The 24,190-nt window shown below is 69.8% G+C and carries 20 protein-coding genes; 12 read left to right on the plus strand and 8 right to left on the minus strand.

Features of this window, described 5'->3' with window-relative positions; genetic code table 11:
• Positions 1-34: 34 nt before the first annotated feature.
• The 5 genes from SREC43747_RS0104790 (at position 35) to SREC43747_RS0104810 (ending at position 6,073) form a co-directional block, all read left to right on the plus strand.
• Positions 35-1,153 carry an XdhC family protein gene (locus SREC43747_RS0104790; protein WP_029720012.1) on the plus strand — a complete coding sequence of 373 codons (1,119 nt, stop codon included), beginning with the start codon at positions 35-37 and terminating at the stop codon, positions 1,151-1,153.
• 119 nt (positions 1,154-1,272) lie between these two features.
• Positions 1,273-1,821: a (2Fe-2S)-binding protein gene (locus SREC43747_RS0104795; protein WP_029720013.1), complete on the plus strand. Its 549-nt coding sequence runs from the start codon at positions 1,273-1,275 to the stop codon at positions 1,819-1,821.
• Entirely contained in the window at positions 1,821-4,253 is a 2,433-nt protein-coding gene (locus SREC43747_RS0104800; RefSeq protein WP_029720014.1) for a xanthine dehydrogenase family protein molybdopterin-binding subunit, read from the plus strand. Before SREC43747_RS0104795 ends, SREC43747_RS0104800 begins: the two co-directional genes overlap by 1 nt.
• Positions 4,250-5,104: an FAD binding domain-containing protein gene (locus SREC43747_RS0104805; RefSeq protein WP_029720015.1), complete on the plus strand. Its 855-nt coding sequence runs from the start codon at positions 4,250-4,252 to the stop codon at positions 5,102-5,104. Before SREC43747_RS0104800 ends, SREC43747_RS0104805 begins: the two co-directional genes overlap by 4 nt.
• Positions 5,105-5,284: 180 nt before the next feature.
• Complete coding sequence (locus SREC43747_RS0104810; RefSeq protein ID WP_029720016.1) at positions 5,285-6,073, plus strand: SRPBCC family protein; 789 nt, start codon at positions 5,285-5,287, stop codon at positions 6,071-6,073.
• Between the two features lie 3 nt (positions 6,074-6,076).
• Here SREC43747_RS0104810 and SREC43747_RS0104815 read toward each other — a convergent pair whose 3' ends face one another.
• From SREC43747_RS0104815 to SREC43747_RS0104825, 3 genes are all read right to left on the minus strand, one after another.
• Positions 6,077-7,069, minus strand: coding sequence for an o-succinylbenzoate synthase (locus SREC43747_RS0104815; protein WP_029720017.1), 993 nt, complete (start codon positions 7,067-7,069; stop codon positions 6,077-6,079).
• Between the two features lie 56 nt (positions 7,070-7,125).
• Positions 7,126-7,719, minus strand: coding sequence for a suppressor of fused domain protein (locus SREC43747_RS0104820; protein ID WP_029720018.1), 594 nt, complete (start codon positions 7,717-7,719; stop codon positions 7,126-7,128).
• Between the two features lie 138 nt (positions 7,720-7,857).
• Positions 7,858-9,513 (minus strand): DNA repair helicase XPB, encoded by a 1,656-nt coding sequence (locus SREC43747_RS0104825; protein WP_029720019.1) that lies wholly within the window; start codon positions 9,511-9,513, stop codon positions 7,858-7,860.
• Positions 9,514-9,673: 160 nt separating this feature from the next.
• On the opposite strand from SREC43747_RS0104825, the gene SREC43747_RS0104830 reads away from it, so the two are divergent.
• The 3 genes from SREC43747_RS0104830 (at position 9,674) to mdlC (ending at position 12,891) form a co-directional block, all read left to right on the plus strand.
• Positions 9,674-10,276, plus strand: coding sequence for a hypothetical protein (locus SREC43747_RS0104830; RefSeq protein WP_152528315.1), 603 nt, complete (start codon positions 9,674-9,676; stop codon positions 10,274-10,276).
• A gap of 245 nt (positions 10,277-10,521) precedes the next feature.
• Positions 10,522-11,151, plus strand: a complete 630-nt coding sequence (locus SREC43747_RS20185; protein ID WP_152528316.1) for an LppU/SCO3897 family protein — start codon at positions 10,522-10,524, stop codon at positions 11,149-11,151.
• Positions 11,152-11,295: 144 nt separating this feature from the next.
• Positions 11,296-12,891 carry a benzoylformate decarboxylase gene (gene mdlC / locus SREC43747_RS0104840; protein ID WP_029720022.1) on the plus strand — a complete coding sequence of 532 codons (1,596 nt, stop codon included), beginning with the start codon at positions 11,296-11,298 and terminating at the stop codon, positions 12,889-12,891.
• 25 nt (positions 12,892-12,916) lie between these two features.
• Here mdlC and SREC43747_RS0104845 read toward each other — a convergent pair whose 3' ends face one another.
• Genes SREC43747_RS0104845 through SREC43747_RS0104860 form a run of 4 tightly spaced genes read right to left on the minus strand, consistent with a single transcriptional unit; the run spans position 12,917 to position 16,299 of the window.
• A complete protein-coding gene (locus SREC43747_RS0104845) occupies positions 12,917-13,693 on the minus strand; it encodes an ABC transporter ATP-binding protein (protein ID WP_029720023.1) in 777 nt (258 codons plus the stop codon).
• Between the two features lie 24 nt (positions 13,694-13,717).
• Positions 13,718-14,506 (minus strand): ABC transporter permease, encoded by a 789-nt coding sequence (locus SREC43747_RS0104850; RefSeq protein WP_029720024.1) that lies wholly within the window; start codon positions 14,504-14,506, stop codon positions 13,718-13,720.
• A 5-nt stretch (positions 14,507-14,511) separates the two neighbouring features.
• Positions 14,512-15,279 carry an ABC transporter permease gene (locus SREC43747_RS0104855; RefSeq protein ID WP_029720025.1) on the minus strand — a complete coding sequence of 256 codons (768 nt, stop codon included), beginning with the start codon at positions 15,277-15,279 and terminating at the stop codon, positions 14,512-14,514.
• A 9-nt stretch (positions 15,280-15,288) separates the two neighbouring features.
• On the minus strand, positions 15,289-16,299 hold the full coding sequence (locus tag SREC43747_RS0104860) for an ABC transporter substrate-binding protein (protein ID WP_029720026.1): 1,011 nt from the start codon (positions 16,297-16,299) through the stop codon (positions 15,289-15,291).
• A gap of 621 nt (positions 16,300-16,920) precedes the next feature.
• Here SREC43747_RS0104860 and SREC43747_RS0104865 point away from each other — a divergent pair.
• Genes SREC43747_RS0104865 through SREC43747_RS0104880 form a run of 4 tightly spaced genes read left to right on the plus strand, consistent with a single transcriptional unit; the run spans position 16,921 to position 21,804 of the window.
• Positions 16,921-20,046, plus strand: coding sequence for a sensor histidine kinase (locus SREC43747_RS0104865; protein WP_029720027.1), 3,126 nt, complete (start codon positions 16,921-16,923; stop codon positions 20,044-20,046).
• A gap of 20 nt (positions 20,047-20,066) precedes the next feature.
• Positions 20,067-20,474, plus strand: a complete 408-nt coding sequence (locus SREC43747_RS0104870; protein WP_029720028.1) for a roadblock/LC7 domain-containing protein — start codon at positions 20,067-20,069, stop codon at positions 20,472-20,474.
• Between the two features lie 24 nt (positions 20,475-20,498).
• Positions 20,499-21,224 (plus strand): DUF742 domain-containing protein, encoded by a 726-nt coding sequence (locus SREC43747_RS0104875; RefSeq protein ID WP_029720029.1) that lies wholly within the window; start codon positions 20,499-20,501, stop codon positions 21,222-21,224.
• Positions 21,205-21,804: a GTP-binding protein gene (locus SREC43747_RS0104880; protein WP_029720030.1), complete on the plus strand. Its 600-nt coding sequence runs from the start codon at positions 21,205-21,207 to the stop codon at positions 21,802-21,804. The genes SREC43747_RS0104875 and SREC43747_RS0104880 overlap by 20 nt, the downstream gene beginning before the upstream one ends.
• A gap of 56 nt (positions 21,805-21,860) precedes the next feature.
• On the opposite strand, the gene SREC43747_RS0104885 is transcribed toward SREC43747_RS0104880, so the two are convergent.
• On the minus strand, positions 21,861-24,119 hold the full coding sequence (locus SREC43747_RS0104885; RefSeq protein ID WP_029720031.1) for a helicase-associated domain-containing protein: 2,259 nt from the start codon (positions 24,117-24,119) through the stop codon (positions 21,861-21,863).
• Between the last annotated feature and the right edge of the window lie 71 nt (positions 24,120-24,190).

Below are 24,190 nucleotides of genomic sequence, written 5' to 3' on the forward strand. Positions count from 1 at the left end.
GGACTGCGGGCCCTACAGGCAGCGGAGGTGCGCTGTGCGTGACGTGCTGGACGAATTGACCAAGCACTGGGAAGCGGGCGAAGCCGTGGGGATGGGCACGGTGGTGGCGACCTTCAAGTCCGCGCCTCGCCAACCCGGAGCCGCGATGCTGGTGACCAGCGGTGGGGAAGCGATCGGCAGCGTGTCCGGCGGCTGCGTCGAAGGTGCCGTCTACGAGCAGGCGACCCAGGTCCTGGAGGGCGCCGCCCCCGTGCTGCAGCGGTACGGGGTCAGCGATGACGACGCGTTCGCGGTGGGTCTGACCTGCGGAGGGATCATCGACATCTTCGTGGAGCGGGTGGACCAGCAGTCGTTCCCGGAGCTCGGCGAGGTGGCCGCGGCGGTGCGGGCGAAGGAACCCGTCGCCGTGGCGACCGTTGTGGAGCACCCGGATCCGGGCCGGGTGGGGGCCCGCATGGTGGTGTGGCCGGACCGCACCAGCGGCTCCCTGGGCAACGACCGGATCGACGACGCGGTGACCGACGACGCCCGCGGCATGTTGGCCAGCGGGCGCAGCGGGGCGCTCGAGTACGGGACGTCGGGGCAGCGCCGCGGGGAAGGGCTGCGGGTGTTCGTGAACTCCTTCGAGCCGCCGCCGCGGATGCTGGTCTTCGGGGCGATCGACTTTGCTTCCGCGATGGCCAGGATGGGGTCCTTCCTCGGGTACCACGTGACGGTGTGCGACGCCCGCCCGGTGTTCGCCACCAGCAGCCGGTTCCCGGGGGTGGACGAGGTGGTGGTGGACTGGCCGCACCGCTACTTGGCGGCGGAGGCCGAAGCCGGGCGGTTGGATTCGCGCACCGCGGTCATGGTGCTCACCCACGACCCCAAGTTCGACGTGCCGGTGCTGGAGCGGGCGTTGCGGATGGATCTCGGCTACGTGGGGGCGATGGGGTCCCGCCGCACCCACGAGGACCGGCTGCGCCGGCTGCGGGAGCAGGGGTTGACCGAGGAGGAGTTGGCCCGGTTGGCGTCACCGATTGGGCTGGATTTGGGCGCTCGGACTCCGGAGGAAACCGCGGTCTCCATCGCCGCTGAACTCATCGCTTTGCGTTGGGGCGGCAGCGGAGCGCGACTCTCCGCGACCAATGGACCAATCCATCATCACTCGTGAGCGCGCTTGCTCCGAACGAGTTTGCGTAGCAGTCTCTGGGGAGTGACCCAGGTCACCCATGCGGACCAGTCTCGTGCTTGAGTGTCCGCGTACCGCGGGCCAGTTCCCTAGGAGGCTCAATGCCGCGCATTACCGTCACCGTCGACGGAACCCGCTACACCGACGAGGTCGAGCCGCGCATGCTGCTCGTGCAGTACTTGCGCGAGCGGCTGGGCAAGACCGGAACGGTGGTCGGGTGCGACACCAGCAACTGCGGTGCGTGCACCGTCCACCTCGGCGGACAGAGCGTGAAGTCCTGTTCGGTCCTCGCAGTGCAGGCCGACGGGCAGGAGGTCACCACGATCGAAGGGCTGGCCAGGGACGGTCAGCTGCACCCGATCCAGCAAGCGTTCCACGAGAACCACGCGCTGCAGTGCGGTTTTTGCACTCCCGGAATGATCATGCAGGCGCTGGACCTGCTTTCCGAGGACCCGGAACCGGACGCCGAGCACATCCGGGAGGGGCTGGAGGGCAACCTCTGCCGCTGCACCGGGTACCAGAACATCGTCCGGGCCGTGCAGGACGCCGCGCAGAAGATGCGGCCCGGCGCGGCGGAAACGCTGGAGACCCCAGCGCCTCGCACCCCATCTGACCAGCCGGCGGAGACCAAGGCGGGAGGTAACCGGTAATGACATCGGTTCAGGAACGTGAACTGGGAAGAGCTCGCCGGCGCAAGGAAGACGCCCGGTTGATCACCGGTCGCACCCGCTGGACCGACAACATCACCCCGGCTGGAACCCTCCACCTGGCGATCCTGCGCAGCCCGGTCGCGCACGCCAGGATCACCTCGATCGACACCGAGGAAGCGCGCCGGATGTCCGGTGTGGAAGCCGTCATCACCGGTCGGGACGTGGCCGACGAGCAGGGCAGCCTGCCGTGCGCGTGGCCGATCACCGAGGACATGAAGCACCCGGCGGCGCCGGCGCTGGCGGTGGACACCGTGCGGTTCGCCGGTGAGGCGGTCGCGGTGGTGGCGGCCCGCAGCGCGGCGGAGGCCCGCGACGCGCTGGACGCGATCGACGTCGAGTACGAGGACCTGCCGGTGGTGCTCGACATGGAGTCCGCGCTGCAGCCGGATTCCCCGCTGGTGCACCCGGACCTGGGCACCAACCGCAACGCCACCTGGACGTTCGACTCGGCGGAGGCGGGCACCGGCGGTGACGTGGAGCAGGCGCTGGCCGATGCCGAGGTCCGCGTCGAGCGCACCTTCCGGCAGCAGCGGCTGATCCCGGCGTTCATGGAACCGCGGTCGGTCGTGGTGGACCCGACCGGGGAGCAGCTCACCGTCTGGTCGGCCACGCAGGTGCCGCACATCGTGCGCACCATGCTGGCGATGACGCTCGGGATCCCGGAGCACAAGATCCGGGTGATCGCCCCGGACGTGGGCGGTGGTTTCGGCGGCAAGCTCCAGGTCACCCCGGAAGAGGTGATCGCGGTGCTGATGGCCCGCCGGCTCGGCCGCCCGGTGAAGTGGACCGAGTCGCGGTCGGAGACGATGGTGGCCGCGCACCACGGCCGGGACCAGGTCCAGAAGCTGTCGATCGCCGCCCGCCGGGACGGCACGATCACCGGCCTGAAGGTGGAACTGCTGGCCGACATGGGCGCTTACCTGCGGTTGGTCACCCCCGGGGTGCCGATCCTGGGCGCGTTCATGTTCAACGCGATCTACAAGATCCCCGCGTACCGCTTCAGCTGCACCAACGTGTTCACCAACAAGACCCCCACGGACGCCTACCGGGGGGCCGGTCGGCCGGAGGCGACGTTCGCCATCGAGCGGATGATGGACGAGCTCGCCGCGGAACTGGGCATGGACCCGTTGGAGCTGCGGAAGAAGAACTGGATCCGGCACGACGAGTTCCCGTACACCACGGTGTCCGGCCTGACCTACGACTCCGGCAACTACGAGGCGGCCACCGAGCGGGCTCTGGAGCTGTTCGGCTACCAGGAGCTGCGGGAGGAGCAGCAGCGGCGCCGCGACAGCAACGACCCGGTGCAGCTGGGGATCGGGATCTCCACCTACACCGAGATGTGCGGGCTGGCCCCGTCCAGGGTGCTGGGCTCGCTGTCCTACGGGGCCGGCGGTTGGGAGCACGCCTCGGTCCGGGTGCTGCCCACCGGCAAGGTCGAGGTGGTCACCGGCACCTCCCCGCACGGGCAGGGGCACGTGACCTCGTGGAGCCAGGTGGTGGCCGACCGGCTCGGGGTGCCGTTCGAGGACGTCGAGATCCTCCACGGGGACACCCAGAGCTCCCCGAAGGGCCTGGACACCTACGGCTCCCGTTCCTTGGTCGTCGGCGGCATCGCGGTGCTGCACGCGGCCGACAAGGTGGTGGAGAAGGCCCGCAAGATCGCCGCGCACATGCTCGAGTGCGCCGAGGACGACGTGGAGTTCACCAACGGCAACTTCGGGGTCCGCGGCACCGACCGGGCCATTTCGCTGCCCGACGTGGCGCTGGCGGCGTTCACCGCCCACGACCTGCCGGAGGGCGTGGAGCCGAGCCTGGACGCGGACGCCACCTTCGACCCGGAGAACTTCTCCTACCCGCACGGCACCCACCTGTGCGCGGTCGAAGTGGACACCGAGACCGGTGAGGTGAAGATCCGCAAGTACGTGTGCGTGGACGACGTCGGCAAGGTGGTCAACCCGCTGATCGTGGAAGGCCAGGTCCACGGTGGACTGGCGCAGGGCATCGCCCAGGCCCTGTACGAGGAAGCCGTCTACGACGAGAGCGGCACGCTGACCACCGCGACCCTGGCCGACTACCTGGTGCCGTCGGCGGCCGACCTGCCGGAGTTCGTCACCGACCGGACCGAGACCCCGGCGACCTCCAACCCGCTGGGGGTCAAGGGCGTCGGTGAGGCGGGCACCATCGCCTCCACCCCCGCGGTGGTCAACGGCGTGGTGGACGCGCTGCGGCACCTGGGCGTCAACGACGTCGAGATGCCGTGCTCCCCGCAGCGGGTGTGGCGGGCCATCACCGGCACCCGCTCCAGCGGGACCACCGCATCGGAAGCCGGTGGCGGACTCGGTTCGATCGACACCCAGGGAGGTGCCCAGTGATTCCGGCCCAGTTCGACTACGTCGCCCCCGCCACCGTGGAGGAAGCGGTCACCGCGCTGGCCCAGGGCGGGGAGGACGCCAAGGTGCTCGCCGGCGGGCAGAGCCTGCTGCCGGTGCTGCGGATGCGGATGGCCGATCCCGGTCTGCTGGTCGACCTCGGCCGGATCGAGGAGCTGCGGGGCGTCCAGGAGGACGGGGACGCCGTGGTGATCGGGGCGATGACCACGCACCACGACGTGATCCGGGACCCGCTGGTCAACCAGCACCTCCCGCTGCTCGCGCTGGCCACGCGCACGGTCGCCGACCCGCAGGTGCGCCACCGGGGCACCTTCGGCGGCTCGCTCGCGCACGCCGACCCGGCCGGTGACCTGCCCGCTCCGGTGCTGGCGCTGGACGGCGAGATGGTCATCGCGGGCCCGCAGGGGCGGCGCACGGTCGCCGCGGCGGACTTCTTCCTCGACTACTTCACCACCGCGCTGCAGCCGGGCGAACTGCTCGTCCAGATCCGGATGCCCAAGTGGACCGGGTGGCGGGCGCACTACGAGAAGTTCAACCGGGTCGCCCAGGCCTGGTCGATCGTCGGGGTGGCCGCGGCGGTCCGCGTCGAGCAGGGTGCGATCGCCGAGGCCCGCATCGGGCTGACCAACATGGGGCCCACTCCGGTGCGCGCCACGGCGGTGGAGCAGGCGCTGGTGGGGCAGCCGGCGACGGCCGAGTCCGTGCGGGCTGCCGCCGCTCGCGCCGCGGAGGGGACCAGTCCGACCGCGGACGCCAGCGCCGATGTGGACTACCGCCGGCACCTGGCCGAGGTGCTGACCGGGCGCGCGGTGCTGGCCGCCGCCGGCAGCTGACCGGTGCACCGGGTGCGCGGCCACCGGAACGGGCCGCGCACCCGGCTTCCGGTGTTGCGAGGAGGTTCGGGCTGAGACGCTGTCAACCGGACCGTCTTGAGGCAAGATCGGGTTCGGCGGTTTTGCACAATGGCCGGCTCACGATTGGGCCGAGCTCGGTAGGACCAGGAGGACACTCCAGTGCAGATGCAGCACCACTTCACCGTTCCGGTGCCCGTCGACGTGGCGTGGAAGGCGCTGCTCGACCCGGAGCGGGTAGCACCGTGCATGCCCGGGGCCAAGCTCACCAAGGTCGAAGGCAACGAGTTCTCCGGTTCGGTGAAGGTGAAGCTCGGCCCGGTCACCTTGCTGTACAAGGGAACCGGAACGTTCAAAGAGGTCGACGAGGCCAACCACCGGGCGGTCATCGACGCCAGCGGCAAGGACTCCCGGGGCAACGGGACCGCGGCCGCGACGGTGACCGCGGTGCTCACCCCGGAGGGCAGCAGCACCAAGGTCACGGTGGACACCGACCTGAAGATCACCGGCAAGCCGGCCCAGCTCGGGCGCGGGCTGATCGCCGAGGTGGGCGGCAAGATCCTGAACCAGTTCGCGGAGTGCCTGGCCGAGAAGCTGACCGGTGAGGAGGAGCCCGCCGAGGCGGCGGCCGGGAAGACCGCCGAGCCGGAGAAGGCGGCGCAGGCCGAGGAGGCGTCGGCGGAGGCCAAGCCGGCCGCGACGCAGGCCGCGCGCGAGGAGGAGCAGCCGAGCTGGCGGGTCGCCCCGGTGGGCGCTGCTGACGGCGAGCGGGAGGTCGTTGCGGAGAAGGCCGGCTCGGTGTCGCCGGGCAAGACCGCGCCGGCCGACGAGGCGATCGACCTGCTGGGCACCGCGGGGACGCCGGTGCTCAAGCGGGTGGCCCCGATCGCCGGTGCGGTGATCGCGCTGCTGCTGGTGGTCCGGGCGCTGCGGCGCAAGCGCCGTCGCTGACCGTCAGGAGTCCAGCAGCGCGTGCACGCGGCGGAGCCGGTCGAGCCAGCGCTGCCGGACCTCGGTCGGCGGCGTGGCCGCCGCGACCAGCTTCGGGTCCGGCTCCGGTGCCCTGCGGGGTACCGGTAGCTGGCCGTTGACCGGGAGCAGGCAGTCCGCCACCAGGTCGCCGTCCAGCAGTGCGGCGGTGCCCAGGCCGCAGGCGAACGGCAGTTCCGGCAGGGCGCCGGCCAGGGCGAGCTGCGCGGCCAGGCCCACGCTGCTCTCCACCGCGGAGGACACCACGCAGGGCAGTCCGCAGGCCTCGGCGACCTGCAGGGCGCGGCGCACCCCGCCCAGCGGGGTGGCTTTGATGACGGCCACGTCGGCCGCTTCCGCGACGGCCACCCGCAGCGGGTCTTCCGCGCGGCGGATGGACTCGTCCGCGGCGATCCGCACGTCGACCTTGCGGCGGACGGCGGCCAGCTCGGTGAGTTCCCGGCAGGGCTGTTCGACGTACTCCAGGCCGTTGGCGGCCCGGTCCAGCTCCCGGATGCGGCGGACGGCCTCGTCGGGGTCCCACGCCGCGTTGGCGTCCACCCGGATCGCCCCGCGCGGGCCGAGGGCCTGGCGCACCGCGGCGACCCGCTCGACGTCCTCGCCCGGGCTCTGCCCTGGCTCGGCGACCTTGACCTTGGCGGTGGTGCAGCCGGAGGCGGAGACGATCGCGGCGGCCTGCTCCGGTGGTACCGCGGGCACGGTGCAGTTGACCGGGATGCTGGTGCGCACCGGTTCGGGCCATTCGGTGGTGCAGGATTCCAGGGCGGTGCGCAGCCACGGCACCGACTGGCTGTCGGTGTAGTCCTCGAACGGGCAGAACTCGCCCCAGCCGGCGGGGCCGTGCAGCAGCACTCCGCAGCGGACCGTGATGCCGCGGAACTTGTTGCGCATCGGCAGCGCGTAGACGCGCACCACGTCGAAGTCGGCCAGAGCTGGCACGGCCCTGTTCGAGGGCATCTTGATCCTTTCAGTCCGCGGGCGGGCGGGTGGTGGGTGGTGGGTTCTGCCGGTGATCAGGCCACGCTGGGGCGGCCGAGGTCGAAGACGTCCACTTCGAACCTCGCCCACTGCTGGCGCAGCGCGGTGACCCCGTGGTCGAGGATGTAGTTCAGCTCGCCGAGGGTCACCGGCAGCAGCGTGAAGACCTGGAGCTGCTCCACCCCGTTCTTGTCGGTGAAGCGGGTGAACTCCGGCGGGAACAGCGGGTGGCCACTGGCCAGCACCCCGTGGAATTCGGTGCCGGGCAGCAGTGGCTCCTCGTTCGGCACTATCTGGTCGGGCACCAGGTAGGTCCGGTTCTTGACCAGCAGTTCCGAGGTGATGTCCACCAGGTGGCGGGCGGCTTCGGCCTGCTCCTTGTAGACCGTGCAGGCCAACTCCTGGGCGGGCTCAGCGCCGAGCGGCTGGAACCGCAGACCACTGCTGATCACCGTCGTCAGGTGGTACTTCTCCAGGTAGAAGAACACCAACCCGTATCCGCGGTTGTGGCCTCGCGCGTTCGGCGGCTCCGCGCCGGTCGGAACTCCGGCGTGGCGCTCGAGGTTCTCCGCGAGTCCGACGAACCGGTGCGCGCCACGCAGGGCGGCACGTTCCTGTTCGGTGGTCATCCGATCTCCCGCGTCTGTTGGGACACCGTTGGGGCAGCAAGTCGGGTCGGTACTCCGTTGGCAAGCGTGAACTGGCCCGCAAGCAGGATTCTTACACCATAGAGGGACTTTTAGGTGGAGGATCGGCTTTGCTCTACATCACCCGGTGATCGCCGGCCCCAGCAGGTCATCGGCGTCCACTATCTGGTAGGCGTAACCCTGCTCGGTGAGGAACCGCTGCCGGTGCGCTGCGTAGTCGGTGTCCACGGTGTCCCGGGCGACCACCGAGTAGAAGTGGGCCTGGCGGCGCTCCGCCTTGGGGCGCAGCAGGCGGCCCAGGCGTTGCGCCTCCTCCTGGCGGGAACCGAAGGTGCCGGACACCTGGATCGCCACCGAGGCCTCCGGCAGGTCGATCGAGAAGTTGGCGACCTTGGACACCACCAGGCGGTTGATCTCCCCGCGCCGGAACGCGTCGAAGAGGGCCTCCCGCTCCTTGTTCTTGGTCGAGCCCTCCACCACCGGCGCGTCCAGGGCTTCCCCGAGCTCGTGCAGCTGCTCCAGGTAAGCGCCGATCACCAGGGCGGGTTCGCCGGCGTGCTTGTCCAGGATGGCTTTGACCACCGGGATCTTGGTGCGCGCGGTGGAGCACAGCTTGTAGCGCTCGTCGGCCTCGGCGGTGGCGTAGGAGAGGCGTTCGTTCTCGGTGAGGGTCACCCGGACCTCGGTGCACTCGGCCGGGGCGATCCAGCCCTGCGACTCGATGTCCTTCCAGGGGGCGTCGTAGCGCTTCGGGCCGATCAGCGAGAACACGTCGCCTTCCTGGCCGTCCTCCCGCACCAGGGTGGCGGTGAGGCCGAGCCGGCGGCGGGACTGCAGGTCGGCGGTCATCCGGAAGACCGGGGCGGGCAGCAGGTGCACCTCGTCGTAGACGATCAAGCCCCAGTCGCGGGAGTCGAACAGCTCCAGGTGCTTGTACTCGCCCTTGGACTTGCGGGTGATGACCTGGTAGGTGGCGATGGTGACGGGGCGGATCTCCTTCTTCTCCCCGGAGAACTCGCCGATCTCGTCCTCGGTGAGGGAGGTGCGCTCCACCAGCTCCCGCTTCCACTGCCGGCCGGCGACGGTGTTGGTCACCAGGATCAGGGTGGTGGCTTGCGCTTCGGCCATCGCCGCCGCGCCGACCAGGGTCTTCCCCGCGCCGCAGGGCAGCACGACCACGCCGGAGCCGCCGGCCCAGAACGCCTGCACGGCCTGCCGCTGGTAGTCCCGCAGCTGCCAGCCGTTCTCCTGCAGTTCGATGGGGTGGTGCTCGCCGTCGACGTAGCCGGCCAGGTCTTCAGCGGGCCACCCGATCTTCAGCAGGGCCTGCTTGATCCGGCCGCGCTCGCTGGGGTGCACCACGACGATGTCGTCGTCGATGCGCTGGCCGAGCATCGGTTTGATCTTCTTGTGCCGGAGCACCTCCTCCAGGACGGCGCGGTCCAGGGAGTTCAGCACCAGCCCGTGCGCCGGGTGGTTGATCAGCTGCAGGCGGCCGAACCGGCCCATCGTCTCCACGATGTCCATCAGCAGCGGCTGCGGCACCGGGTAGCGGGAGTGCCGGACGAGCGCGTCGACCACCTGTTCGGCGTCGTGCCCGGCGGCGCGGGCGTTCCACAGCGCCAGCGGGGTGATCCGGTAGGTGTGCACGTGCTCGGGGGCCCGTTCCAGTTCGGCGAACGGGGCGATGGCGGTGCGGGCTTCGTCGGCTGACGGGTGGTCGACTTCCAGCAGCAGTGTTTTGTCTGACTGGACGATCAAAGGTCCGTCGGTCACGGGCGCTGGCTCCTAGAATCGGCTTTCGCTGATGATCGTCGCTGTCGGGGACAACGGCTGGCCTTCGCCCCAGTATTCCACTTCGCAGGGTGTGCCCGGGGGTGTTCGACGCGCTGGTGTTGTGCCTTGTTTCTGGTGAAAAACGCAATACGGAGGAAAAGTGAGTTATCCGCCACAGCAAGTGCCGTACGGGTCGGGACCGGCTGGAGAGCAATACCCGCCGCAGCAGGGGGTCGGATGGGCGCCTCACTCGGGGGTGCCGGCTCCGCAGCCGCCGAAGCGGAAGCGCACCGGGCTGGTGATCGGCATCGTGGCGGGCGCACTGGCCGTGCTCCTGGGGGTGGCCGTGACGTTGGTGGTGGTGCTCCAGCCGAAGGAGGTCCAGGTCGGGGACTGCATAGACGTGTTCGACGAGCAGGCCAGCCGAGTTGAGCGCGTCAAGTGCGGCAGTGCGGAATCTGACTACGACGTAGTGGGAATCCTCGGGTACGAGGCCGAGGATTGCCCGGGTAGTTTCTCCGTCGTCAATGACGGCAAGACTTACTGCGTGCTGCTGGACGTCGAAGTCGGGGACTGCTTGTCCACTTATGTTGAGGACGAGCTGCCGATCAAGCTGGACTGCTCTGACCCGAAAACCGAGGACCAGGTGACCAAGGTCGAGCCCAACGGCGACCCGGAAGCGGTCTGCGCCGAAGGTGAGGGGGGGTACAGCGCAGAAACACCGCCGCGAACGGTGTGCTTCGGTGACAAGCAGAACGCCTGAGCAATAGCGAGCCGCTTGTGATCCACCGTGGATCATCCTGATTTCCGTTTCGGGAAGAGGAAATCAGCTTCCGCGTCGTTGCGCGGCTGAACCGGACTGTCCTCTGGAGACAATGCTGTGCGTCGCCCGGAGGACGGTCCGGTTCGTCTTTTCAGCCGAACCGCTCCCGGTTTTCAGGTGAATTGTTTCCCGGATGGTGAACCTGGTTAAATGCCGGTCGGCCACACGCCGACCGGAAGGGAATGATGACTAGGCCGCCGCAGCAACCCGGTTATCCGATGGCTGGCTGGGACGGGCAGATCGACCTGGGGACGCAGTCGCCGGGGCAGCTGCAGGGGACGGGAGAGCTGCCCCAGTGGGAGTCCCCGCCCCCGGAACCGAAGAGGAACGGCTGGAAGGCCGGCGTCGTCGGCGGCGTGGTGTTCGCCTTGCTGGTCGGCATCGGGGTGGTGGGCTTCCGACTGCTGGCCGTGGGCGGTGCCGAGGTCGAGGCCGGGGAGTGCATCCACCTCACCGACGCCCGGACCGGGTCGGTCGAGTACGAGACGGTGGACTGCGGCAGCGAGGAGTCCGACTACCGGGTCGCCCGGGTCGTGAACGGGTCCACCGACTGCGGCGCGGACTACGACGTGGTGGGCCGCTCGGGCGCGTACCAGCTGTGCCTGATCAACGACGTCAAGACCGGTGATTGCCTCAGCACCGGCGGCCCGGACGAATTCCTGGTCAAGGTCGCTTGCGACGCGCCGCGCGCCGACCTGGAGGTCACCGCGGTGGCCGACACGGCCTCCACCGACGGTCACGAGTGCAGCATGCACGGCGAGAACTACTGGGTCTACCACGAGGAAGAGCTGACCATCTGCGTCGCGCGGACCTGAGCGGGCCCTCGCGCGGTGCCGCCCGCGGGAGGGCGGCGGACGTCGAGCGGTAGCTGGCCGCTTCCGGCAAGTGACATACCCCTTCTGGTGCTTTCCGCTCCCGGTGTGCTGTCGTGGTTGTGCACGTCAGATGAGGGAGGGGAAATGACCACTGCGGGCCGCACGGTGAGGGAGATGACCCGGAGCCTGATGCGGGACCTCGGACTCACCACCGTGTTCGGGAATCCGGGAACCACCGAAGTGCCGTTTCTGACCGATTGGCCCGACGACTTCCGCTACGTCCTCGGCCTGCAGGAGTCCGTGGTGGTGGCGATCGCGGACGGGTACTCGCAGGCCACCCGGCAGCCGGTGCTGGTGAACCTGCACTCGGCCGGCGGGGTGGGGCACGCGCTGGGGGCGGTGTTCAGCGCCTACCGCAACCGGACCCCGATGATCATCACGGCCGGGCAGCAGACCCGCACGCTCATGTTCTCCGAGCCGTTCCTGGGGGCCACCGACGCGGCCGAGTTCCCCAAGCCGTACGTGAAGTGGAGCTACGAGCCGGCGCGCGCCGAGGACGTGCCGGCCGCCCTGGTGCGGGCGCACCAGATCGCGACCACCCCGCCGTGCGGCCCGGTGTTCGTCTCCATCCCCGCCGACGACTGGGACCAGCCGGGCACCGAAGTGGAGGCCCGGCCCCGAGTTCCCGGTTTCGCCCCGGACCCCGGTGCGGTCGCGGAGTTGGCCGAGGCGCTCCGCAACTGCCGCCGACCCGCGTTCGTCGTCGGTCCGGCGGTGGACGCGGACGGCGTGGTCGAGGAGATGGTGCAGCTGGTCGAGCGGACCAAGGCCGCGGTGTGGGTGGCGCCGATGTCCCCGCGCTGCTCGTTCCCGGAGGACCACCCGCAGTTCGCCGGTTTCCTGCAGCCCGAGCAGCGGCTGCTGACCGAGGAGCTGGCCGACTACGACCTGGTCGTGGTGTGGGGTGCGCCGGCGTTCACCTACCACGTCTACCGGGGCGAGGCGACCCGTCGGCTGCCGGAGATGTTCCTGGTGCACGACGACCCGCAGGTGCTGGCCCGGGCCCGCGCCGGCAAGTCGGTGCTGGGCTCGCTGGCGCACTCGGTGCGGCAGGTGGCCGAGCTGGTCGAGCCGATCGACCGGCCGCTGCCGCGGGGCTACGAGCGGCCGGAGAAGCCGGCCCCGGCGACCCCGCTGCCGGCGGCGTACGTGCTCAGCACCATCGCCGAGGCCATGCCGGAGAACACCCCGGTGGTGGAGGAGATCCCCAGCCACCGCAACGACCTGCACGAGCACTTCCCGATCCGCTCCACCGACGGCGGGTTCTTCACCGGGTTCTCCGGGGCGCTCGGTTACGGCATCGGTGCCTCGGTCGGGGTGGCGCTGGCCAATCCGCACCGCCGCACCGTCGCCCTGCTCGGGGACGGCTCCAGCATGTACGGGATCCAGGCGATCTGGACCGCGGTGCAGGAGCAGGCGCCGGTCACCTTCGTCGTCCTGGACAACTCGCGCTACGCGGCGGTCGCGGTGCTGGGCGAAGCGGCCGGTGGGAACAAGCTCCCGGGGGTGGAGCTCGGCGGCATCGACTTCGTGCAGCTGGCCAGCAGCCTCGGGTGCCCGGCGAAGCTGGTGACCACGCCGGAGGAGCTCGACGACGCGCTGCGCGCGGAGTTCAACGGCCGGACGGGGCCGGCGCTGCTGCACGTCAAGGTCGACCCGGGGCAGCGCTTCCTGTACTGAGCTGCCCCGGGCCGGCCCCGCCGGTTCAGGATTCCGCGGGTTGAGCGCTGCGCACCTGCAGCAGCTTGGCCACTTCGCTGCGCAGCTGGATGAAGGTCTCCGATTGGCGGGTGGTGATCTGGTCCCGGTCGTCGCCGAGCGGCACCGGCAGGTCGGCGATGACCGAGGCCGGGGACTTCGACAGCACCAGGACCCGGTCGGCGAGGTAGATGCTCTCGTCGATGTCGTGGGTCACCAGCAGCACGGTGCTGTCGAACTGCTTGCGGGCCCGCAGCAGCAGGTCCTCCAGCTCGAACCGGGTTTGGGCGTCCACCGAGGCGAACGGCTCGTCCATCAGCAGCAGGGCCGGGCGGCAGGCCAGCGCTCGGGCGATCGCCGCCCGCTGCTGCATGCCGCCGGAGAGCTGCCAGGGGTACTTCTTCCCCGCTCCGGCCAGTCCCACCGATTCCAGGGCCTGCTCGGCGCGTTCCCGGCGCTCGGCCTTGCCCAGCCCGCGGTTGCGCAGCGGGAATTCCACATTGGAGCGAACGGAGAGCCAGGGGAACAGCGAGCGGCTGTAGTCCTGGAACACCACCGCCAGGTCGGCCGGCACCCCTTCCACCTGTTCGCCCTGCAGGTGGACTTCCCCGGTGGTGGGGGTGATCAGGCCGGAGATGCAGCGCAGCATGGTGGACTTGCCGCACCCGGAGGGTCCGACGATGCAGGCGAGTTCACCGGTGCGGACGGTGAAGCTGAGGTCCTCGATGGCCAGGTGCCCGGTCTTCCCGCCGTAGCGGTGCCCCAGGCCGGACACCGTGAGCATGTTGGTCGATTCGGTCAACTCCGGTCAGCCTTTCCGTTCTGCAGGGGAGGTCTGCTGCCAGTTCAGCGCCCGGCGTTCCACCGCCAGCAGGACCGTGTTGAGGACGTAGCCGAGCACGCCGAGCAGCACGATGCCCGCCCACATGTCCGGGAGGTCGAACTGGCGCTGGTCGTACATCAGCCGGTAGCCGATCCCGTTGGTCGAGCCGACCAGTTCGGAGACCACCATGAGGACCAGGGACAGCGACAGGCTGACCCGGAGGCCGGCGAAGATCTTCGGCAGGGCGGCGGGGAGCACGACCCCGAACACCCACTGCCCACGCGGGATCCGGAACGCCCTAGCGGTGTCCACTTTGATCTGATCGACGGATCGCACACCGTCCACTGTGTTCAGCAGAATCGGCCAGATGACGCCGAAGACGATGACCGAGATCTGCATCTGGGTGCTGATTCCCAGCAACACCAGGAAAACCGGGATGAGCACCGGTGCTGGAGTGGCCCGCAGGAAGGCCAGCAGCGGGCCGCAGTAGTCCATCGCGTTGGACCAGCGGCCCAGCAGCGCACCGACTCCGACGCCGAGCACCACGGCGAGCAACCAGCCGGCGGCCAGCCGCCCCATGCTGGCGAACAGGTCCTGGTGCACTTCCTCGGTGAGGAACAGGGACTCGGCCGGGCCGCTGAACCACTTCTGCACCGCGGCGTCGACGATCTCGGTCGGTGGCGGGAAGAACGGGCTCTGGGCGGCGCGGGTGACGAGCTCCCAGACGACCACCGCACCCAGGAAGACCGCCCAGCGGTAGAGGAATCCGTGCATCCGCATCACCCGGTGATCCTTTCCGGAGTGCTCCAGCGCAGGCCGCGTCGGTGCAGCGCTTCCAGGGCCTCGTTGATCGCCCAGCCGATGAGCCCGGCGACCAGCGTGCTGGCCAGGACCAGGTCCATGCGACCGGCCCCGGTGCTGGCGTCGAGCACGAAGCTGCCGAGCCCGCTGCTGCCGCCGGCCAGGTACTCGGTGCTGACCACCAGGATCAGCGCGGTCGCCGCGGCCATCCGGATGCCGGTGAGCACGAACGGGGCGGCGTGCGGCAGGGACACGGTGAACATCACCCGGCCCTTGCCGAAGCCGAAGGAGCGCGCGGTGTCCACCAGCAGGGGGTCGATCTCGTCGAGCGCGTAGATGGTGTTGAACAGGATCGGCCACACCGAGGCGTACACGGCCAGCGAGATCTTGGTCTCCGGACCCGCCCCGACCAGGATGATCGCCAGCGGGATCAGCGCCACCGACGGGATCGGCCGCAGGAACTCGATGATCGACCGGGTGACCGCGCGGACCAGCGGCATGCTGCCCAGCAGCAGCCCGAGCGGCACCGCGATGACGATCGAGAGCCCCAGCGCGATGGCCCACGCCAGCACGGTGGCGACCAGGTCCAGCAGGAACATCTGGTCGCCGAGCAGCTGGACGAACCGGAGCAGCACGGTGCTGGCGGGCGGGAAGTACTCCTGGGCGACCGCGCCGGAGCGGCTGAACAGCTCCCAGATCACCAGGAAGACGACGACTCCGGCGACACCTCTGAACGTCTTGCGCATTTCCCCGGCTCAGTTCTGGTCGGGCTGGACGATCATCGAAGCGACGTCGATGTCCTTGTCGATGTACCCCAGGTCCTTCATCAGCCGGGGCACGCGCTGCAACCGGTTGACGTCCGCCTTGGAGTTGAACTTCAGCAGGTTGATGATGGACGCCGTCTCCGGGTCGATCTTGGCGAATTCCGGCAGCAGCGGCTCGATCTTGCTGCGGTCCTGCGCCTCGGTGACGGCCCGGTCCATCGCCCGCTGGAAGGCGGCCACCGTCTTCGGGTTCTCCTCGCAGAACTGCGCGGTGGCGCCGTAGCCGGTCAGCGGGAGGTCCTCCAGCGGCCCGGTGGCGGTGTCGACGACCGGGATCGCGGCGCCGCTGCGGGAGGCCTTGGTGAGGAACGGCTCGGTGAGGATCGCCGCGTCCACCTGGCCCTGCTGCAGGGCGTTGGGCATGTTGATGAACGGGATCGGAGCCCACTCCACGCCGCTGAAGTCCACGTTGTGGGCCTTCATGGTGGCCTTGACCAGCAGCTCGGAGATGGTGTTCGGGCCGCTGATGGCGATCTTGGCGTCGGCCAGGTCCTCCGGGGTGCGCACGCCGGAGTCGGGGGCGGTCATGATGACCGTGGTGTTCGGGGCGGCGGCGGAGCAGTCGGCGACGATCTTCAGGTCGGCCACTCCGCTGGCCTGCGCCTGGAAGAACGGCACGTAGCTGCTGTAGGTGATGTCGTAGTCACCGCCGATGGTGCTGTTGAGCGCTGCGGTCCCGTCCGGCGCTGTGGCGACTTCGACTTCGAGACCTTCGTCTCTGAAGTACCCGTTGCGCACCGCCAAGTGCAGTGGGGCCAGGTCGTTGACCGGCAGCACGCCCACCTTGATGCGAGCTTTCTCGACTTGCCCGTTGCCCGAGCTGTTCTGCGAGCCTCCGAGCAGGCCGCAGCCGCTGACGCCCAGCAAAGCCCCGGCCGAGACCACACCGCCGGCCAGTTTCAGCAGGTTGCGTCGTGGCAGGACGTGGGGAGCGGGGCTCATGGTTCCTCCTTGTGGTGAGCATCCGAGAAGTTGCCGTGCCTGGTGAGCAGCGGCAGACGAGCACGCCGAACCTGCGCATCCAGCAGACCGCGGGCATGCGTGGTCCCCCGGTGTGGAGCAGTGGGAGTTGCGGGGAGAACAGGCTTCATGGATTCAGCGGCGTGCCGACCGGTGGACGGGCGGCTTCGGTGGATGGCAGGATGCGGCGCCCGGAAACTCTAGAAGGTTCGAACCAGCCAGGACAACAACGAGCTTGTTGCTGGTCGTCACTTTTTGGGCATAAGTGTTGTCTATACCACCCTGTTGGTGGGTGGGAGACCCCGCACAGGTCCTGACTTGTGACTCGCAGTTAAGTATAGTCTCGCCCGTCGAGGTGACCAGCCTCTGCTTCGGGGGAATAGATCGTCTATGCACAGGGAGCGTAATGGCAAGCCTGGCTGACCAAGTCAGGGGCTACCGGGGCTCGATGGGGATGGCAGCTCCAGTGGCCTGCACCTTCGTGCCTGGTGCTCCGCCGGACCGCAGACGCGCTTCCAGCACCAACACCCACTCCGCCCCGGCGCGGAAAGCCAACTAGCCGTGGCGGTGACGGACATGTCCGCCGCAGCGCAGGAAACAGTGATGCTCAACAAAGACCCCGGTACTGGAGCTGGTGCAGCCACAGTGCGCCCGGAAGACCCGGCCGAGGACCGGACGGGGAAATGGCGGCTGCGCAACTGGCGCCTCCGGTACAAGATGGCTGCCGTTCTGCTCGTGCCGACCCTCGCGGCGCTCGGTGTCGGCGGTGTTCGCGTCTACGACGGTCTGTCCACAGCTGGCCAGCTGAACACGATCGTCAACGAGGTGGCGCTGACCCAGCGCACCGCCAACCTGACCCACGAGCTGCAGCGCGAACGTGACTACGCGGTGGTCCGCATTCGCAGCGGCCCGGGACAGGCCGACCAGTACGCCGCCCAAGCCGAGCGAGTGGACCAGGCGATACAGCAGTTCAAGGCGTTCGAAGAGGAATCCGAGGAGTTCAGCCCGGCCGTCCGCAAGGCCTACGAGGACGCCAAGGACCGGCTGAACAGCCTGCAAGCCCTGCGAAAAGTCGTCAACGACAACTTCACCAGCTCGCAGGCGCTCGTCGCCTACAACTCGATCGTGCAGAGCGTGCTGTCGATCGGGCACGAGACCGCGGCGTCGGCCGCCACCACCGAGGTCACCCAGACCGCGCGAGCCGCGGAGGCCCTCTCCCAGGCCAAGGAACAGCTCGCCCAACAGCGCTCCATCCTGCTGGACGCCTCGATCCGCGGTGAATTCCTGCCCGAGCAGGTCGACGCGCTGCGCGACGCCGACGCCCGGTTCGAAGCCTCCTTCACCGAGTTCGAGCGGTCGGCCACGCCGCAGCAGCGGGAGCGCTACGCCGCTGAAGTCGCCGGCGCCGAAGTGGACGCCACCGAGCAGCTCAAGCAGACCGCCCTCATCCACGGCGGCGACGACGAGCCGCTCGACATCAACCCCGCGCACTGGGGCAAGGTCTCCGGGGCCAGCGCCGACAAGGTGCGCGCGGTGGAAGAGCAGCTGCTCACCGACTTCCACAACGACGCGCAGGACCTGTCCGACTCCGCCTGGTGGAGCGCGATCCGCGACGCGGTCCTGATGCTGCTGCTGCTCGTGCTGGCCTTCGGCGTGGCCGCCTACATGGCCCGCTCGATGCTGCGGCCGCTGCGCACCCTGCGCTACAGCGCCCTGGAAATCGCCCAGGAAAGCCTCCCGGAGGCCATCGAGAAGGTCAACGAGAACCCGCGCAACGCCAGGTACGTCTCGGTTCCCCCGGTGCCGCTGGACACCCAGGAAGAGCTCGGGCAGGTCGCCCGCACCTTCGACGCGGTGCACCAGCAGGCGCTGCGGCTGGCCGCCGAACAGGCCCTGCTGCGCACCAACATCAACGACCTGTTCGTCAACCTCGCCCGGCGCAGCCAGACGCTGGTGCAGCGCCAGCTGTCCCTCATCGACCGGCTGGAACGCGACGAGCAGGACCCGGACCAGCTCAGCAGCCTGTTCGAGCTGGACCACCTGGCCACCCGGATGCGGCGCAACAACGAGAACCTGCTGATCCTCGGCGGCAGCGACCTGAGCCGGCGGATGACCCGGCCGGTGCCGCTCAACGAGGTGCTCGGCGCCGCGGTCTCCGAGGTGGAGCAGTACGCGCGCATCAACGTCTCCGACACCCCCGACCTGGCCCTGCAGGGCCGCGTGGTCAACGACTTCGTGCACCTGGTGGCCGAGCTGCTGGAGAACGCCACCGTGTTCTCCAACCCGGACACCGAGGTCAACGTGCGCGCCGCCTACCGCAAGCAGGAGCTGGTCGTGGAGATCCGCGACCGCGGCGTCGGCATGGACGAAGCGGACCTCGCGGAGATCAACGACCGCCTGACCAAGCCGCCGGAGATCGACGTCGCGGTCTCCCGCCGCATGGGTCTGTACGTGGTCAGCCAGCTCGCCCAGCGGCACAACATCAAGGTCCAGCTGGACAACAACCGGGACCTGGAAGGCGGTGTCACCGCCACGGTCTACCTGTCCGGCGAGTACGTGGTGCAGCTCACCCCGGAGGGGCCGCGGCCGATGCCGGACATGCCGGCTTCCGGCGAGGGCGCCCAAGCGGTCACCAGCACCGGCAACCACGTCGGGCTGGCCGCTGCCTTCGGGCAGGCGAGCAGCTCCGCCCTGGAGACCCGGACGGAGAAAACGCCGCTGCCGGAGCGCTCCCGCGAGGACGCCCAGCAGCAGTCCGCTGAGGACGGCGGCGAGAACACCGCCGAGGCGGAGGAAGCGGACTTCCCCGCGGACTACTCGGTCACCGTCTCCTCCGGAGACTCGCCGAGCGCCACCGACATCCCCAAGTGGGAGGACGAGCAGCCAGCGCAGGAGTCGGACGAGCCGCCGGCGGACGCCTGGCCCAGCGACGACATCCCGGAGGGGCTCGACGGCACCTGCGGAGTGCCGGAAGTCGGTGCGGAAACCACAGGAAACCTGTTCCAAGACCCGTTCGAGACGGAGAAGACCACGCAGCTGGCCGCCATCACCGACAGCGGCGCCCCCGTCACCAACGGGACCCCGAACGCTTCAGCAGCCTTCCCGGCCAGTGAAGACACTGCTGAGAACAACCAGGAAGAACCGCAGAGCGGGACGACCGAAACCTGGGTTCCCGGGGGCACTTCCACATCGCCGGCCGAAACCACCGGCGAAGACTCCAACGAGCCGCCGTGGGACGACACCCCCACCCAACGCCTGCCCATCTACGAGGCCGTGCTCTCCCAGTGGTTCCGCGAAGCCGATGCGGACGACCTCGGGCTCGCCACGAGCAGCTCGGAGGACGGCGAGCGCGAGAAGAGCGGGCAGGTCGACTCGACCAGCGAAGCCACGACGACGAAGAGCACCGCGCCGGATCCCGGCTGGGGCTCGGCCGACGTGGGTTGGAAAGCGGCTGAGGCGCTGTTGCAGCAGGACAACCAGCCACAGGAGCTGACCGCTGCCGGGCTGCCGAAGCGGAAGCCGAAGTCGAATCTCGTGCCGGGTTCGGCTGCCCCGAGCACTCAGCCGACGCCCCGCCGCAAACCCGCCACCATCCGCTCCGCTGAGGAGGTGCGTGGCAGGATGTCCCAATTCCAGCAAGGCATCCGGCGCGGCAGGCACGCCAAGGTCGAATCGGTTTCGGCCGAAACACCCCGCCCGAATCCGAGCCGTCACGAGGAGCAGGAGTGAACGGGTCCGTGCAGCAACCGATGAGCAGCAACAGCTTCAGTTGGCTGATCACCGACTTCGTGCGTCGGGTTCCCGGCGTGGCGCACTCGGTGGTGGTCTCGGCGGACGGTCTGCTGCTCGCAGGCTCCCAGGGCCTGCCCAGGGACCGCGCCGAGCAGCTGTCCGCAGTGGCCTCCGGGCTGGTCAGCCTCACCCAGGGCGCGGCGCGGTGTTTCGAAGCCGGCGAGGTGACCCAGACGGTCGTCGAGATGGAGCAGGGCTACCTGTTCCTGATGTCGATCAGCGATGGTTCTTGCCTTGCCGTTCTCGCGGCGCCGAACTCGGACATCGGTCTGATCGCCTACGAGATGACCTTGCTGGTGGAGCGTGTCGGTCGACAGCTGACCCCGGAGCTGCGCGCACAACTGCAGGGTTCAGTGCGGCAGTGATGGGGGACTGAGGGGAGTCGCGCCATGAACGCCGGTGCTGAAGACAACTGGGACGGCGACCTCTTCCGCCTCTACAACAAGAGGCTCAGCGCCGACTCCTGGCAGGACGACCTCGCCGAGGATCCTGCCGGGGCCCAGGGGTCTGCCAACGCCGACGCCGGCGGCTACGACCGCGGGCTTTTCGGAGGACCCGGTGCCGACCTGTTCGGCTCCGGGTACACGTCGTCCGCGGAGGCGTCCGGCAGCGAACGGCGGCGCCCGTCGCGGAGCGAGCCCAGCGGGCCGCCCTCGATCTCGATGCCGTCCGTTTCGCAGTCGATGTCGCCAGGGCCGCGTTCCATGCCGTCGATCTCCGGTTCTGGCTCCATGCCGGCCATATCGGCAGCCAGCCGGGGGGACGACGAGGAAGACGGGGGATCCCTGGTGCGTCCGTACGCCCGTACTCGCGGACGCACCCGAACGGATTATGATCTTGCAATCGAGACGCTGGTCACGACCAGCGAACGCGGTCGCACCCAAACGGCACCTGCCAGGCCGGAGCACCGCTCGATCTCCGAACTGTGCATGGAGGCGCGCTCAATAGCTGAGATCTCCGCGCACCTCCGGCTTCCGTTAGGGGTGGTGCGGGTGCTGATCGGTGACATGGCCGATACCGGCCTAGTTCTGATTCACGACAGTGGCATGGTCGTCGGTGATCGGCCGTCGATGGAGTTCTTGGAGAGGGTGCTCAGTGGGCTTCGCAGGCTCTGATCCCCAGTCGGCGCCGAGCAACCGGAAGACGTCGACGAAGATTGTTGTCGCCGGTGGATTCGGTGTCGGGAAGACGACGTTTGTCGGTTCGGTGTCTGAGATCGTGCCGTTGACCACCGAAGCGGTGATGACCGAAGCCAGCGTCGGGGTCGACGATCTCAGCGCGACGCCGAACAAGGTCACCACCACGGTGGCGATGGACTTCGGCCGGGTGTCCCTGGACTCGGACCTGATCCTGTACCTGTTCGGCACGCCCGGCCAGCACCGCTTCTGGTTCATGTGGGACGACCTGGTGCGCGGTGCCATCGGCGCCGTGGTGCTGGTCGACACGCGCCGGCTGGCCGACGCGTTCGCCTCGATCGACTTCTTCGAAGACCGCCAGCTGCCGTACATCATCGCCGTCAACACCTTCGACGGCGTGCTGCACCACCGGCTGGAGGACGTGCGGGAAGCGCTCACCATCGAGGATTCCGTGCCGATCATCACCGTCGACGCCCGGCAGCGCGAATCCACCAAGCAAGCGCTGATCACGCTGGTGGAGCACGCCATGCGCAAGCGGATGGCCGCCGTCGGGCGGTAGCGCGACCTCGCAGCGGCTCCGGTGGTGGCCAGCGGCCGGCACCGGAGCTCCGCTGATCAGTCCTCCACCAGGGCCACCGAGGTGATCCGGTGCAGCGGGAACTCGGCCGGTTCCCCGCTGCCGGTGTCGATCCCGTGCAGCACCCCGCCACCGACGCTCCGCGGGAGCACCACGTGCTGGCGCCGCGTGCCGTGCGTGTCCACGAAACCCAGCCACACGCTGCGCTCCTCGCGGGCCGCGTCCCGCAGCAGCTGCAGGGTCGCCGCTGCGCTGGGGCGGCCGCGCTCGGGAACCACCGCGCTGCCTCGACGGGCCGCCGCGGCCCGGTCGCCGGCCCGCAGCTGCGCGACCAGCTCCCCGACCCGCTCCGCGTGCAGGCCGCCGCTCGGGGAGGGGGCGGTGCCGGTCGACCTGCTGCGGCCCCGGGTGCGGTGACCGCTGGAGCGCAGGTCCAAGACGGTGCCGTCCGGTCCTTCGGCGACCGCCGGGAAACCCGCTTCCCGCAGGGTTTCCACCAGGTCCGCCACCGGCAACTGGCTGATCAGCACGGTGGGGGCGATCCGGCGCAGTTCGAGCTCCTCCGCGGCTGGACTGGCCAGCACCTCCGTCACCAGCACCGGGTCGTCGCAGCGCAGGAAGGCCGTGGCGGTGCCGGCGCGCAGCCGTCCGTGCCGCCGGGCCACGTCGTCGATCAAGTAGCTCAGCGACTGCGGGACCGGTGTCTTCGACCGGGTGCGGAACAGCTCGTGCAGCTCTTCCGCGGTGTACCCGGCGTCCAGCGCGCGTCGGAGACTGCTGTCGCTGACCCGGTACACGGTGGCGCTGCCGGCTGATTCCACGTCGGCGACCAGCTTCATCTCCGCGGCCAGCTCGGGCTCCAACCGGCCCGGCGCCACCACGGTCAGGTCCGCCTGCACCAGCACGTGGTCCAGCGGTTCGGGCAGCGCCTTGGTCAATTGCCGGGCGGCTTCGGCCGGGCCGTCGGCCAGCAGCACCCGGCCCGGGGTGGAGAGCGCGTGCAGCGCGACGATCCCCAGCGAGGTGGCCTCGGCCAGCGTCCAGCGCACCAGGTCGTCCCGCAGCCGACCGCCGCGGCGCGGTGCCCGCCAGGCCAGCACCGCCGCGACCTCGTCCGGCCGCGCCCCGTGCCCGGCGGGGAGCTCGTCGAGGTACTCGAGGACCCGGCGGCGGTCCCGCGGCGCGAGCGGGTGCTGCAGCTCCTCGGCCAACGGGCCCAGCAGGCGGTCCCGGTTGTTCCGGGAACCGATCAGCCCCGGCAGGCGGGGCAGGTCGAGCCAGGCCTGCGCGACACCGGCCCACCGGTGTTCCGGCGGTGCGGCCGCCCAGGAGTCGAAATGGATGGTGGGCATCCACCTGGGTTCCAGCCCGTCGCTGGTGGCCAGCAGGTTCGCCGCCACCGCCAGTTCCACCAGCAGGGCCAACCGGTCCTCGCCGATGTCCAGCTGCTTGGCGGTGCGCCGCAGGTCGCGCACCCCGATCCCGCCGGAGCGCAGCACGTCCGGCGGCTCCTCGCCCCACGCGGTCAGCAGGGATTCCATGTGCCGCAGCAGTTCCAGCACTTCGCCGGCCGCCGTGGAGTCCACGGCGGTGATGCCGGGTTCGGTGAGCTCGGGGATCGGTTCCTCCGACTCCACCGGGCCCATCGGGTGGTCCCCGCGAACGGCCAGGGCGAGCTGGCGGGGCAGCTCCACGGTTTCCGAGTCCCGGCGCAGCAGCAGGCCGCGGGCCAGCAGCCGCTGCACCGGCGTGGTCGCCTGCTCCAAGGGCACCTGCCGCGCGGCGTCCTTGGTGCGGCCGAGCGGGGAGCGGTCGGCGAGCTTGCCGACCAGCTGCCGCTCTTCGTCGGTCAGCTCCTCGAGCGCGGCCTTGGCCTGCTCCACGGTCAGGTCTTCGGCCGGGCGGCCGAGCCCGGCGGGGAACTCGGGCAGCGCTTCCCGCGCCGCCGGCAGCACCGACAGCTCGTCGTCCGACCCCCAGACCAGGGCCAGGGCGCGCAATCGGTCCACCGCGCGGCGGGTCCGCTGCTCGGTGACGTCCGCACCGAGCAGCGCGGTCGCCCGCGCCAGCGGCACCGGGTGCAGGTCCGCGTCCAGCAGCACCAGCGCTTCCAGCGTGGACAGCGCGAACGCGTCCAGGTCTTCGCAGGCCCGGGCCACCGAGGACCGGCTGCCCACTCGGGTGGCCAGCACCGAGGTGTCCGCCGGGGGTGGGGTGGCCAGGTCGGGTCGGGCGCGCAGCAGTGCGGCGAGTTCTTCATCACTGCGTTCGCGCAGCCATTCCGCTAGAGAAGGCATCCTCCCCACGATACCGAGAATCCCTTCGTTCCCGGTGCGTTCGGCGGAACAGCGGTGGCCGCTGAGCTACC

It is taken from the genome of Saccharopolyspora rectivirgula DSM 43747 (assembly GCF_000497205.1).
GTDB classification, from domain to species: domain Bacteria; phylum Actinomycetota; class Actinomycetes; order Mycobacteriales; family Pseudonocardiaceae; genus Saccharopolyspora; species Saccharopolyspora rectivirgula.

Excerpts from the sequence above, each read along its gene's own strand:
- SREC43747_RS0104795 (WP_029720013.1), top strand. The coding sequence starts at position 1,273 with ATGCCGCGCATTACCGTCACCGTCGACGGAACCCGCTACACCGACGAG.
- SREC43747_RS0104800 (WP_029720014.1), top strand. The coding sequence starts at position 1,821 with ATGACATCGGTTCAGGAACGTGAACTGGGAAGAGCTCGCCGGCGCAAG.
- SREC43747_RS0104820 (WP_029720018.1), bottom strand. The coding sequence starts at position 7,719 with ATGACCACCGAACAGGAACGTGCCGCCCTGCGTGGCGCGCACCGGTTC.
- SREC43747_RS0104845 (WP_029720023.1), bottom strand. The coding sequence starts at position 13,693 with ATGCTCACGGTGTCCGGCCTGGGGCACCGCTACGGCGGGAAGACCGGG.
- SREC43747_RS0104855 (WP_029720025.1), bottom strand. The coding sequence starts at position 15,279 with ATGCGCAAGACGTTCAGAGGTGTCGCCGGAGTCGTCGTCTTCCTGGTG.
- SREC43747_RS0104865 (WP_029720027.1), top strand. The coding sequence starts at position 16,921 with ATGCTCAACAAAGACCCCGGTACTGGAGCTGGTGCAGCCACAGTGCGC.
- SREC43747_RS0104850 (WP_029720024.1), bottom strand. The coding sequence starts at position 14,506 with ATGCACGGATTCCTCTACCGCTGGGCGGTCTTCCTGGGTGCGGTGGTC.
- SREC43747_RS0104885 (WP_029720031.1), bottom strand. The coding sequence starts at position 24,119 with ATGCCTTCTCTAGCGGAATGGCTGCGCGAACGCAGTGATGAAGAACTC.
- mdlC (WP_029720022.1), top strand. The coding sequence starts at position 11,296 with ATGACCACTGCGGGCCGCACGGTGAGGGAGATGACCCGGAGCCTGATG.
- SREC43747_RS0104860 (WP_029720026.1), bottom strand. The coding sequence starts at position 16,299 with ATGAGCCCCGCTCCCCACGTCCTGCCACGACGCAACCTGCTGAAACTG.
- SREC43747_RS0104870 (WP_029720028.1), top strand. The coding sequence starts at position 20,067 with ATGAGCAGCAACAGCTTCAGTTGGCTGATCACCGACTTCGTGCGTCGG.
- SREC43747_RS0104815 (WP_029720017.1), bottom strand. The coding sequence starts at position 7,069 with ATGCCCTCGAACAGGGCCGTGCCAGCTCTGGCCGACTTCGACGTGGTG.
- SREC43747_RS20185 (WP_152528316.1), top strand. The coding sequence starts at position 10,522 with ATGACTAGGCCGCCGCAGCAACCCGGTTATCCGATGGCTGGCTGGGAC.
- SREC43747_RS0104875 (WP_029720029.1), top strand. The coding sequence starts at position 20,499 with ATGAACGCCGGTGCTGAAGACAACTGGGACGGCGACCTCTTCCGCCTC.